At 64.9% G+C, this 11,885-nt stretch carries 9 protein-coding genes; 7 read left to right on the forward strand and 2 right to left on the reverse strand.

Translation table 11 applies throughout. The features are described 5' to 3' along the window. Positions 1 to 33: 33 nt before the first annotated feature. The 3 genes from UP09_RS15705 to UP09_RS15715 all read left to right on the forward strand — a co-directional run bounded on the left by UP09_RS15705 (position 34) and on the right by UP09_RS15715 (position 5,558). On the forward strand, positions 34 to 3,192 hold the full coding sequence (locus tag UP09_RS15705) for an efflux RND transporter permease subunit (RefSeq protein ID WP_044539068.1): 3,159 nt from the start codon (positions 34 to 36) through the stop codon (positions 3,190 to 3,192). Positions 3,193 to 3,304: 112 nt separating this feature from the next. Continuing rightward, positions 3,305 to 4,630 carry a TolC family outer membrane protein gene (locus UP09_RS15710; protein WP_082070158.1) on the forward strand — a complete coding sequence of 442 codons (1,326 nt, stop codon included), beginning with the start codon at positions 3,305 to 3,307 and terminating at the stop codon, positions 4,628 to 4,630. 172 nt (positions 4,631 to 4,802) lie between these two features. Then, positions 4,803 to 5,558 carry an enoyl-CoA hydratase-related protein gene (locus UP09_RS15715; protein ID WP_044539069.1) on the forward strand — a complete coding sequence of 252 codons (756 nt, stop codon included), beginning with the start codon at positions 4,803 to 4,805 and terminating at the stop codon, positions 5,556 to 5,558. A gap of 19 nt (positions 5,559 to 5,577) precedes the next feature. Here the strand turns inward: UP09_RS15715 and UP09_RS15720 are convergent, their stop codons facing one another. Next, complete coding sequence (locus UP09_RS15720; RefSeq protein WP_044539070.1) at positions 5,578 to 6,588, reverse strand: AraC family transcriptional regulator; 1,011 nt, start codon at positions 6,586 to 6,588, stop codon at positions 5,578 to 5,580. Positions 6,589 to 6,855: 267 nt separating this feature from the next. Here UP09_RS15720 and UP09_RS15725 point away from each other — a divergent pair, with 267 nt between their 5' ends. Together UP09_RS15725 and UP09_RS15730 are read left to right on the forward strand one after the other, a co-directional pair. Next, positions 6,856 to 7,305: a cupin domain-containing protein gene (locus UP09_RS15725; protein ID WP_044539071.1), complete on the forward strand. Its 450-nt coding sequence runs from the start codon at positions 6,856 to 6,858 to the stop codon at positions 7,303 to 7,305. Positions 7,306 to 7,427: 122 nt separating this feature from the next. Then, complete coding sequence (locus tag UP09_RS15730; protein ID WP_044539072.1) at positions 7,428 to 8,921, forward strand: flavin-containing monooxygenase; 1,494 nt, start codon at positions 7,428 to 7,430, stop codon at positions 8,919 to 8,921. A 15-nt stretch (positions 8,922 to 8,936) separates the two neighbouring features. Here UP09_RS15730 and UP09_RS15735 read toward each other — a convergent pair whose 3' ends face one another. Next, entirely contained in the window at positions 8,937 to 9,662 is a 726-nt protein-coding gene (locus UP09_RS15735; protein ID WP_044539073.1) for an alpha/beta hydrolase, read from the reverse strand. Between the two features lie 145 nt (positions 9,663 to 9,807). Here UP09_RS15735 and UP09_RS15740 point away from each other — a divergent pair, with 145 nt between their 5' ends. Together UP09_RS15740 and UP09_RS15745 are read left to right on the forward strand one after the other, a co-directional pair. Next, entirely contained in the window at positions 9,808 to 10,785 is a 978-nt protein-coding gene (locus UP09_RS15740; RefSeq protein WP_044539074.1) for a helix-turn-helix domain-containing protein, read from the forward strand. Positions 10,786 to 10,805: 20 nt separating this feature from the next. Beyond that, on the forward strand, positions 10,806 to 11,873 hold the full coding sequence (locus UP09_RS15745; RefSeq protein WP_044539075.1) for a maleylacetate reductase: 1,068 nt from the start codon (positions 10,806 to 10,808) through the stop codon (positions 11,871 to 11,873). The last annotated feature ends 12 nt before the right edge of the window (positions 11,874 to 11,885 follow it).

The following is an 11,885-nucleotide window of genomic DNA, read 5'->3' on the forward strand; positions in this document are numbered from 1 at the left end:
TTTAGCCGCCATCACGCGCAAAGATCGGATCGCATGGACCGCCTCGTCGCTCTCGCAGTCAATCGTCGGTTCCTGATGGTGGGGCTGTTTGCGGCCGTCCTCATCGGCGGTCTCGTCGCGTTCCAGCAATTGAACATCGAGGCCTATCCCGACCCCACGCCGCCGATGGTCGATATCGTCACCCAGAGCCCTGGCCTGTCGGCCGAGGAAATCGAGCGTTACATCACGATTCCCCTGGAGACGCAGGTCGCGGGCATCAAGAACCTGAAGGTGATCCGAACCATCTCGCTTTACGGCCTGTCGGACGTGAAGCTGCAATTCTCGTTCGACTATACCTACGACCAGGCGCAACAGCAGGTGCTGAACCGGCTGTCGCAGCTACCGCCGCTGCTCAACAATGCGCAGCCGCAGATCTCGCCGCTCAGCCCGATCGGCGAGATCTATCGCTATCGCCTGGTCGGCCCGCCGAACTATTCGGTGCTTGATCTCAAGACGCTGCAGGACTGGGTGCTGCAGCGCCGCTTCCGCACCGTGCCCGGGGTGATCGACGTCACCGGCTGGGGCGGCAAGACCAAGACCTACGAGCTCCAGGTCGACTTCAACAAGCTCGTGGCCAACGGCATGACCTTGCCGCAGCTTCTCCAGGCCGTGAGCAATGCCAACGTCAATGTCGGCGGCAATACCATCGATATCGGTCCGCAGTCCGCGGTGGTGCGGGGTGTCGGCCTGATCCGATCGATCGACGGGCTCGCCAACACCATGGTTGCCGCAAGCGGCGGCACGCCCGTTCTGGTCAAGGACGTCGCGACCGTCAGCGTCGGCGAGCAGCCGCGGCTCGGGATTGCCGGCCAGGACGAGGCCGACGACATCGTTCAAGGCATCGTGCTGATGCGGCGCGGCGAACAGAGTTCACCGACGATCTCCCGGGTCGAGCAACTGGTCAGTTCGATCAATAGCTCCTCGATCCTGCCGCCGGGCGTCCGGATCGAACGCATTTACGACCGCAAGGATCTGATCGAGACCACGACCCATACCGTGCTCGAGAACATGGTGGTCGGCATCACGCTGATCGTCTTTCTGCAGTGGGTGTTCCTCGGCGATCTCCGCAGCGCCTTCATCGTGGGCGCGACGATACCGTTCGCGCTGTTTTTCGCGGTCGGCATTCTGGTGCTGCGCGGCGAATCCGCCAACCTGCTGTCGGTCGGCGCGATCGATTTCGGCCTGATCGTCGATGCCACCGTCATCATGGTCGAAGCGATCTTCCGGCGGCTGTCGCACACGGTGCATCTCTCCGAGCACGAGCAGGCCGCGATCTCCGCCAGCACGGCAGCCGACATGAAGCATCACGCGGTCCTGACCGCTGCCGCCGATGTGTCGCGGTCGATCTTCTTTGCCGCGGCGATTATCATCGCGGCATTCCTGCCGCTGTTCACGCTGAGCGGCGTCGAAGGCAACATCTTCGGTCCGATGGCGCGGACCTATGCCTACGCGCTGGCCGGCGGCCTGCTCGCGACCTTCACCGTGACGCCTGCGCTCAGCGCCATCATCCTGCCGGCGCATGTCGAGGAGACCGAGACCTTCCTGATGCGTCTGCTGCACCGTCTCTATATGCCGGTGCTGGCGAGCTCGCTGGCGCATCGCCGGATCGTGCTGATGGGTGGCGTAGCGCTGGTCCTGATCACCGCTGTTGCGGTGCGGCTGCTCGGCCTCGAGTTCCTGCCCAAGCTCGAGGAGGGCAATCTCTGGATCCGCGCGACCTTGCCGCCGACGATTTCGCTGCAGGCGGGCAACGCCTATGTCAACGACATGCGCAAGCTGATCGCGCGCCGTTCCGAAGTGGAATCGGTCGTATCGCAGCACGGCCGCCCCGACGACGGCACCGACGCCGCGGGCTTCTTCAACGCGGAATTCTTTGCGCCGCTGAAGCCGGCGAAGGAATGGCCGGACGGCGAAAGCAAGGACGAACTGACGGCAAAACTGCTCGCCGATTTGCAGGAACAGTTTCCCGGCGTCGAATTCAACTTCTCGCAATACCTCCAGGACAACGTCTCGGAGGCGGTGTCCGGCGTCAAGGGCGAGAACTCGATCAAGCTCTATGGTAACGACCTGCAGGCGCTGACGGATACCGCCAACAAGATCAAGTCGGTGCTGTCGACCGTGCAGGGCGTCACCGACCTGGCGGTGTTCACCTCGCTCGGCCAGCCCACGGTGCAGATCGACATCGATCGCGCGCGGGCGGCGCGCTACGGGCTCTCGCCCGGCGACATCAACACCACGATCAAGACAGCAATCGGCGGCGACAGTGCCGGTGACCTCTACGAGCCCGGTAGCGACCGCCATTTTCCGATCATCATCCGTCTTGCCCCGCAGTTCCGCCGCAGCGCGGAGGCGATCCAGAACCTGCGGATCGGCGCGCAAGGGCCGAACGGCATCACGCAGGTGCCGCTCAGCGAGGTCGCGACCGTCAAGCTGGTGTCGGGCGCGGCGTATATCTATCGCGAGCAGCAGGAGCGCTATCTGCCGATCAAGTTCTCGGTGCGTGAGCGCGATCTCGGCAGCGCGATTCAGGAGGCGCAGGACAAGGTCGCGGCGCAGGTGCAGTTGCCACCGGGATCGCGCGTCGAATGGGTCGGCGAGTTCGGCAATCTGCAGGACGCGATCAAACGGCTGTCGATCGTCGTCCCGATCAGCCTGGCATTGATCGCGATGCTGATCTGGTTCAATTTCGGTTCCGTGATCGATACCGCGCTCACGATGAGCGTGATCCCGATGGCGGTGCTTGGCGGCATCCTCGGATTGCTGCTGACCGGAATTCCCTTCAGCGTTTCTGCAGCGATCGGGTTCATTGCGCTGTTCGGCATTTCGGTGATGGACGGAATCATCATCCTCTCGCAATACAACCAGTTGATCGACGAGGGCATGGAACGCGGTGCCGCAATCCTGCGCACCGGTGAACTGCAGCTTCGCCCGGTGCTGATGACCTGCGTGGTTGCGGGCATCGGGCTTCTGCCCGCGGCGGTGTCGTCCGGCATCGGCTCCCAGGTGCAGAAGCCGCTGGCGATCGTCGTGGTGGCCGGCATGACGCTGGCGCCGATCGTGATCCTCGTGACCCTGCCGGCGCTGATTTCGATGTTCTCGCGGCGTACCCGGCAAGGTCTCGCCGCCGCCGGCCAGTTGGCGCCGGCGGAATGACAGGCGACGATGATGATCGAGGTGGGTTGTGAGTAGGGCGGTTTCAAAGGAGGGCACGAGGCGCGGCTCGCTGGGGTGGTTGCCGCTCTGCCTCGCAGCGACGCTCGCGCAGATGACGCCGGCCGCGGCGGAGACGCTCACGGAAGCCCTGGTGCTCGCCTACCAGGCCAATCCGCAGCTCAATGCCGACCGTGCACGCCAGCGCGGTGCTGACGAAAACGTGCCGATCGCGCTGGCCGGATATCGGCCTCAGATCGTGGCCAGCCTCAGTGCCGGGCTGCAGGCCGTGCGCAACACGCTGCCCGACAACACCATCCAGAGCGCTACGTTGAAGTCCTGGACCATCGGCGTCACCGTCACTCAGGTGCTGTTCAACGGTTTCAAGACTGCGAACAGCGTTCGCGTCGCCGAATTCCAGGTGCTGTCGGGACGTGAAGCATTGCGCAACACCGGGCAAGGCGTGTTGCTGGACGCGGTCACCGCGTACATGAACGTGATGGCCAATCAGGCGCTGCTCGAGGCGCAGCGCACCAATGTCGCGGTGCTCCGCGAGATCCAGGCCACGACCGCGCGGCGGCTCGCCGCCGGCGACGTCACGCCGACCGACACCGCGCAAGCGGAAGCAAGATTGAACCGCGGCCTCGCCGATCTCAACGCCGCTGATGTGACGTTCGCCATCAGCAAGGCTACCTATGCCCAGGTGATCGGCGAGGCCCCGTCCCGGCTCGCAGCGGCCGCGCCGGTCGACCGGCTCTCGCCGACATCGATGGCGGCGGCGATCGAGACCGCCAATCACGAACATCCTGCGGTCCTCGGAGCGGGCTACGATATCGACGTTGCCCAGACCACGATCAAGGTGGCCGAGAGCGCCCTGTTGCCGACCGTTGCGGTTCAGGCCGGCGCGAGCCGGTCGGTGCAGTCAGACCCGACGCTCAGCACGTCCGGCACCGACCAGGCCTCCGTACTCGGGCAGATCAATGTGCCGATCTATGACGGCGGCACGGCCGCGTCGCAAACACGGCAGGCCAAGGAATTGGCCTCGCAGAGCCGCATGGTGCTCGAGCAGGTTCGCAACCAGTCGCGCACCGCCGCGGTCAGCGCGTGGGTATCCAATGAGGGCACCAAGGTGGCGCTCTCGGCGGCAGAGTCGGAGACGCGCGCGGCCGAGGTCGCGCTGCAAGGTGTCCGGCGCGAGGCGCAGGGCGGTCAGCGCACCACAATCGACGTGCTCAACGCGCAGCAGGACCTGACCAACGCCCGCTCGCGACAAATTCTCGCGCAGCGCGACCGCGTCATCGCGTCCTACACCTTGCTCAGCGCGGTCGGGCGGCTCGACGTGCGCACGCTCAACCTCAACACGCCGGATTACCTGCCCGAGGTTCATTATCACCAGGTGCGCGATGCCTGGCATGGCGTCCGCACGCCATCCGGCCAATAGGAGTCACCCCGAAAGGAGATTACGTGATGGATCAACTGGCTGCTCTCAGGCTCTTCACCATCATGGCGGCACTTATGGTATTGTTGGTCGCCTCGGCGTTCTCGTAGAACTAAGGCCGGTTAAAGCCGCGCCGGCCAGAACATGTAATGTCGCAAGGGAGCTCGGCTGAACCATGAGCGAGCATATCATCGTCAGCGACCAGGAGGCGGTGCGCATCATCACGATGCGGCGCCCGGAGAAGAAGAATACGCTGACCCAGGACATGTATCTCGCGATGAGCGATGCGATCGATTCCGCGCAACGCGATCCCGCGATCCGCTGCCTGATCCTGACCGGGCGCTCCGGCGTATTCTCGGCGGGCAACGACATCGGCGACTACCTGCAGGCCGCGACATACGAGGTGACCCGGCCGCGCAACTCGGTGATCTTCCTGCAGTCGCTCGTCAACAACACCAAGCCGATCATCGCGGCCGTCGATGGCATCGCGATCGGCATCGGGACCACGATGGTGTTTCATTGCGACTATGTCGTCGCCAGCACCACGGCGACGTTCTCGTCGCCGTTCATCCAATATGGCCTGGTTCCGGAAGGCGCGACAAGCCTGCTGGTTCCTCGCATGGTCGGTCACCAGCGGGCGTTCGCGATGCTGGTGCTCGGGCGCGCGATGAGCGCCGCCGACGGCCACGAGGCCGGCTTCGTCAACCTGGTCGTTCCGCCCGGACATGCGGTCGTCGAGGCGCAGAAGGTCGCGCGCGATATCTGCGCGTTGCCGGCGGAGGCCGTCGCGATCTCCCGAAAGCTGCTCAAGCCGCCGACCGAGGATCTGGTCCGCCGGATCGGCGAGGAGGACCGCAATTTCGGCGAACGGATGCGCTCTCCAGAGGCGGTCGCTGCGTTCCAGGGGTTCTTCGCACGCAAGAAGAGGTGAGGGACGTCGCCGCCATCAATTAGCTCAGCCACCGCAGGGTCGCCCGCGGGCTCTCGCCGAACTTGGTGCGATAGGCGCTGGCCATGCGGCTGAGATGGGTAAAGCCGAGGTCGAAGGCGATATCGACGATCCGCTCGCCCGGCCGCGCCGTCTTGAGACGCGCGTTGAGCTCGGCGAGACGGATGTCCAGCAGCATCTCGGAAATCGTGGTCCCGAAATGGCGGCGGAAGCCGATCTGCAGCGCGCGGATGCCGGTGCCCGCGATATCGGCGAGCTCGGCGAGATCAAGCGGCTCGGTTGCGCGCGTTTCCAGATAGGCCCGCGCCCGCTTCAGCGCCGCCGGCTGGGTTTCGCCGCGCCCGTTGAACACATCGATGGCGGCGCTCAGGCTGTGATGCTGGCCGTTGAGCAGCGTGCTGAGGAATGCCTCGCGCCAATCGGCCGCTGCGATCGCGGGCAGCTTCTTCTGTGGCCCGGCCTGTTCGGCAAGCGTGACCAGATGTTCGATTCCCGCGGCGAGTGTTTGCCCGGCCGGACGTGTCAGATCGAGGGCCGGATCGAATTCGACCGGCCGCACTGCCGAGCCGCCAAGCGCCGCTGCGCGATGCTCCACCAGCTTGCGGTCGAGCAGCACGATGAGTTGCGCGCAATCGTCGCGCCATGTCATCTCCGTCGGTATGGTCGGCGACAGCAGCGATGCGATGCGTTGCGGTCCGGCCGTTACCTCGCGCGCCGCGGTTTTCACCGAAGCGGAGCCGTGCAACGGCATCTGCAGCAGGAAGAAGCGATCGAGGCAGCCGGGGTTGATCGACACCGAGCCGCCATAGGCAACGTAGTTGACGGAGAAGCCGTCGAAGTCGGCGCAGTTGTGAAGGGCGAAGAAATCCCGCTCCGACCGCTCGACCGGCGTCAGGTGGTGCGGGCAGAAGATGCGTCCGATCGCCTCGGCGGCGTCGTCGACGCGCGTGGTGGAGACTCGCGCGAACTCCGCCAGCCTTGCCCTCGTCGAAACCTCGCTGCTCGTCGCCATCACGCCGGCCGTCCGGAGTTGTTTGAGGTCTAAAGCATCGGCAGCCTAATGCATCTTTCTGAAAAGGGGAACGCGGTTTCGCTGCGCAAGCTGCCCGATTGGCGCGCAGCCGGGAGCACCAGCTTTGGGCACACCCAGGACGGCCGCCCCCTTTCGCATCGCAGCATGATCGTATCCGGCTTGCGGATTCGTTTATCGGCTAGACAGCCCGCGCGGCCGGCGACAGGTTCGGGCTCCGCAATGCGCATCCAATCTGGAGAGGCTGACATGGGCAAGCTCGAAAAAGGCATCACGCAAAACGGCACCGGCTACGGCGGCAAGACCTGGAGTATCTTGGGCCAGGTCTATTATCCGAAGGCGGTGACCGACTCGACCTTCGCGTTCGAGACCAACAGCGATCCCGGTCAGTTCGTGCCGGTGCACATCCATCCGACCCAGGAGGAGTTCATCCTGGTGCAGGAGGGCGTGCTCGACCTCAAGCTCGACGGGGTCTGGGTACAGGCCAAGGCAGGCGACCTCGTGCGCCTGCCGCGCGGCATCCCGCATGGCTATTTCAACAAGTCGGACAAGCCGGCGCGGGCGCTGTTCTGGGTCTCGCCGATGCAGAAGCTCGAAGCGCTGTTCGAGAAGCTGCACAATCTGCAGGACCCCGCCGAAGTCGTGCGTATTTCCGCCGAGCACGAGGTGGATTTTCTGCCGCCGGAAGCCAACGACTAGGCTCGGGCGGCCAAAGCAGAACCGCGCACGCGACATGGAATTCGCCGGAGCAACCCTCCGGCGACGACGGGGATTCGTGCGCTTAAGGGAATGGACCAGTTCACTCATCGCGGAGCGGTTTCATGGTCAAGCAGAAGCAAGTGTGCGTCATCGGCGCCGGCGTGTCGGGGCTCGCCGCCGGAAAGGCCTTCGCCACGCGTGGCCACAAGGTCACGATCATCGAGCGCAGCGGCGATCTCGGCGGGGTCTGGGAGCCGGCGCGCGCCTATCCCGACGTCCAGACCCAGAGCCCGAAAGAGCTCTATCGCTACACCGACAAGGCGATGCCGGATTCCTATCCGGAATGGCCGAAGGGTCCGCAGGTCCATGCCTATCTGCGCGATTATGCCCGGGATCATGGGCTCGACGGTGCGATCCGCTTCAACATCAAGGTAGAGGCCATGAACCGTCGCGCCGATGGCAAGCCAGGCTGGACGCTCGTGCTGCGCAACGCGGACGGCACCACTGGCCATGAAGATTTCGATTTCGTCGCCGTCTGCACCGGACAGTTCAACGAGCCGCAGACGCTGAAGCTGGCGGGCGAGGACGGCTTCAGGGCGCAGGGCGGCCAGATCCTGCATTCGTCGCAATATGGCGATCCTGATCTCGCCAAGGGACGCAAGCTGGTCGTGCTCGGCGGCTCAAAATCGGCGACCGACATCGCGGTGAACGCCGTCAATTCCGGCGCCAGCGAGGTCACCATCGTCTACCGCGAGCCGGTCTGGCGGATTCCCTATTTCATCGGCGGCCTCGTCAACTTCAAGCGTATCCTGTACATCCGCGCCCAGGAGGAGATGTTCCGCAGCTGGGGCATCGGGCCGATGTCGCGGCTCGCGCATGCGATTGCAAAACCGTTCGTGTGGGCGAATTGGCGCGGGCTGGAGAGCATGCTGAAGCTGCAGCTCAAGCTGAAGCAGTGCGACATGGTGCCGAAGGAGAGGATCGAGGACGGCGTCAACTGCTCGGTGCCGATCGCGACCCCCGGTTTCTATCCGATGGTTGCCGACGGCCGCATCAAGGCGGTGCGCGGCACGTTCGATCACTATGATGGCGAGACCATCGTCACGAGCGGCGGCCAGCGGATCGCCGCCGACATCGCGGTGCTCGCGATCGGCTACAAGCTCGGCGTGCCGTTCCTGTCTGAGACCGATCGTGCGAAGCTGGTTGAGCCCGATGGGCAATATCGGCTGTATCGCCTGATCGCCAATCCCGATCTGCCCGACATGGGCTTCGTCGGCTTCAATTCGAGCTTCTGCACGGTGTTGTGCGCCGATCTCGCGGCGAACTGGCTGGTGCGCTACGCCGACGGCCAGCTCGTAAGGCAGCCGAGCGCCACCGAGATGAACCACAACATCGCGATGATGCTGTGCTTCAAGCGTGTCGAGCGTCCGGCGGCGGGCGTTTATGGCGGGCTGTGCGTCGCGCCCTACCATTTCAAGCACTTCGACGAACTGCTGGCCGACATCGGCACGTCGGCACGCCGCCGCAGCCCGCTCGTCGAAAAGTTCACGCCGCCCGACGCGGACGCCTATGCCCGCTTCCTTGCGACGGCGCCTGATTACAAAGCGGTGGCGTAGCGCCACCGCCGCCGGTCAGTCGCGGCCGGCGTCAAGGAAGGCTTGAGCTAGGCGTTGTGGATTCGAGAAGCACAATTCATGGCTGCCCGGCACCTGGACCAGGCGGAACAGGCCGAGCTTCTGCGACAGCCGCGGATGCCAGGGCAGGCCGTGCGGCATCGCCGTGTCCTCGGTGCAGTTGACGTAGGACTTCGCGATTGGCATCTCGGCCGGGTTGGTCTTGAGCGAGATCTTGTCCTGGAAGGTCTTCAGCGGATGCGGATTGAGCACGTCGTAGGCACGCTGCGCGGTCTCGAGGTCGGCATCGTTGATGAAGGCCTCGCGCCAGATCGGGAACGGCAGCACCACTGAGCCGTCACCGCGTTCGGCGTGGATCGCGTCGAACAGGCCGACATAGGTCGGCGGCACCATGTCGTTGAGGCACTCGCCATTGTCGGGCACGAACGCATTCCAGTAGACCAGCCGGCGGATGCGATTGCCGGCGAGGTCGGCAACGCCGGTAATGACCATGCCACCATAGCTGTGGCCGACCAGCACGATATCCTTCAGGTCGTGCTCGGCCAGATAGTCCACGATGGACTGGATCGCCTCGGCAAGGCCGGTATCCTTCTTGTCGCCGGGCCGATTGCCCTTGATCGTCGGCGTGTGGACGACATGGCCCGCCTTGCGGATGATGGCCGCGACCGGCTCCAGCTCGGCCCCGGTATGCCAGGCGCCATGGACGAGAACATAGGTCGACATATTGTGCTTCTCCGACGGGTTTGATTAGATCGACGATCGCTTCCTCGTGTGGTGCGGCGTTCATGCAGCTGTTTGTCGGATATTGCGGTTGTTGGGCCGACCGCGCTTGGCTGAGGCCGCACTGGACTAGCCTCGGAGTGAACTGATGCAACAAATTGTTTCCCCGGATCGCCCGCGAAGCCTCGCCTGGAATACCGAGGATGTGCGGCCGGCCGAACAGTTCGCCTACTACCGGGAAGCGATCTGCCAGGCGTTCATGAAGTTGACGCCGGAGCCGACCGACAAATCCAGCTTTCCCGCCCGGATCGAACGGATCGGGCTTGGCGCGGGTGCCATCAATCGCGTCACGTTTCCCGGTCACCTCGTGCATCGCTCACCGAGCGATATCGCCGCGTCAAGCAGCAGCTGCTTCTACCTCAATCTGAAGCTCGCCGGCCGCTGCCGCATTGAACAGGACGGGCGGGGCGTCGACCTGTCGCCGGGACAGGTCGGCATATTCGACAGTGAACGGCTTTTCGCGCTGCGCCACAGTCACGGGCCGTCGCTGCACGTCGCGTCGTTCTGGGTCCCGACAGAGCTGCTGCGGAATCGCCTGCCGCCGTCGTTCGAGTTCAAGCCGGCGCGGGTATCCGACGACCCGCTGGTCGGCCATCTGATCGTAGAGACGGCCCAGGCGCTCAATTCGGCTGCGGCCAGCATGCCGGAAGAGGAGAGCACACGGCTGTTCGGCGTGCTGCTCGATCTCGTGGCACTGAGCCTGTCGCGCGGCAGCCGGCGCGGCGCGGAGGCCCTGGGCCTCGTGGAAGCGACCTGGATTGCGTTGCGCCGCACCGTTGATCGCAGGCTGCGCGAGCCCGGCCTGACCGCTTCGACCGTTGCCTTGTCCGTGGGCATCAGCGAGCGCTACGTGCACAAGCTGTTCGAGCGTGCGGGAACGACGTTTGCCAGTTACGTGATTGATCGCCGCCTCGACGGTGCAGCACGCGATTTGAAGGGCCGGGCAATGTTTGGACGCGCGATCGGCGATATTGCGTTCGATTGGGGCTTTGCCGACCTCTCGCACTTCACACGGCGCTTCAAGCAGCGCTTCGGCTGCACGCCGCGTGACTGGCGCCGCGGCTGATCGACGGTTCAGGACTCATCATGCCGCAGCCTTTCGTCTACCAAGTCAGCCCGATGCGCGTCGTGTTCGGGGTCGGGACGATCGCGAGCCTGCCGGACGAACTCGCGCGTCTTGGCATCACCCGTGCGCTGGCGCTGGCGAGCCGGCGGCAACAGGCCGAGCTCGGCGATCTCGCGTCATTGACCGGCGGCCGCCTGGCCGGCCTGTTCGACGACGCGGTGGTTCATACGCCTGTTACGGTGACCGAGCGCGCGATGGAGGCAGTCCGCGCGCTCAAGCCTGATGGCGTGGTCGCGATTGGTGCCGGTGCGGCGACGGGCCTGAGCAAGGCGATCGCGCTCCGCACTGACCTGCCGCAATTGATCCTGCCGACCAGCTATGCCGGCTCCGAAATGACGCCGGTGCTCGGTGAGACCGTCGACGGCGTCAAGACCACACAGTCCTCGCCAAAGATCCTGCCCGAGGTCGTGATCTATGACGTGAACCTGACCCTTTCGATGCCGGCAAAATTCTCCGCGATCTCCGGCCTCAACGCGATCGCGCACGCCGCTGAGGCCCTGTATGCGCGGGACGGCAATCCGATCACCGCGCTGATGGCGGAAGAGGCGATTGCAAAACTCGCGTTGTCGCTGCCGGAGGTCGTAGCGCGGCCGCGCGATCTCGAAGCCCGTTCGGATGCGCTCTACGGCGCGTGGCTATGCGGCGTCTGCCTCGGCACCGTCGGCATGGCGCTGCATCACAAGCTCTGCCACACGGTTGGCGCGCTGTTCGACCTGCCGCATGCCGAGACCCATGCGGTGCTGCTGCCGCACACCATCGCCTACAACACGCCCGCCGCACGTGATGCTATCGGCCGCGCCGCAAGGGCGCTTGGTGCGTCGGATGCGGCTGACGGGCTGTTCGAATTGTCGGCGAAGCTGGGCGCGCCGCGCTCGCTGGCCGAGATCGGCATGCCCGAAGACGGCATCGACAAGGCCGCAGCGCTTGCGACCAGAAATCCCTACTGGAATCCGCGGCCGATCGAACAGGCCGAGATTCACGACCTGCTTACGCGAGCATGGTCCGGGGCGCGGCCGCAGGCCGGATAGCGCACTCGCGCG

Source organism: Bradyrhizobium sp. LTSP885 (assembly GCF_000938305.1).
Taxonomy (GTDB): domain Bacteria; phylum Pseudomonadota; class Alphaproteobacteria; order Rhizobiales; family Xanthobacteraceae; genus Bradyrhizobium.

Coding starts and splice junctions, on each gene's coding strand:
- UP09_RS15745 (WP_044539075.1), top strand. CDS start 10,806: ATGCCGCAGCCTTTCGTCTACCAAGTCAGCCCGATGCGCGTCGTGTTC.
- UP09_RS15735 (WP_044539073.1), bottom strand. CDS start 9,662: ATGTCGACCTATGTTCTCGTCCATGGCGCCTGGCATACCGGGGCCGAG.
- UP09_RS15710 (WP_082070158.1), top strand. CDS start 3,305: ATGACGCCGGCCGCGGCGGAGACGCTCACGGAAGCCCTGGTGCTCGCC.
- UP09_RS15730 (WP_044539072.1), top strand. CDS start 7,428: ATGGTCAAGCAGAAGCAAGTGTGCGTCATCGGCGCCGGCGTGTCGGGG.
- UP09_RS15725 (WP_044539071.1), top strand. CDS start 6,856: ATGGGCAAGCTCGAAAAAGGCATCACGCAAAACGGCACCGGCTACGGC.
- UP09_RS15720 (WP_044539070.1), bottom strand. CDS start 6,588: ATGGCGACGAGCAGCGAGGTTTCGACGAGGGCAAGGCTGGCGGAGTTC.
- UP09_RS15740 (WP_044539074.1), top strand. CDS start 9,808: ATGCAACAAATTGTTTCCCCGGATCGCCCGCGAAGCCTCGCCTGGAAT.
- UP09_RS15705 (WP_044539068.1), top strand. CDS start 34: ATGGACCGCCTCGTCGCTCTCGCAGTCAATCGTCGGTTCCTGATGGTG.
- UP09_RS15715 (WP_044539069.1), top strand. CDS start 4,803: ATGAGCGAGCATATCATCGTCAGCGACCAGGAGGCGGTGCGCATCATC.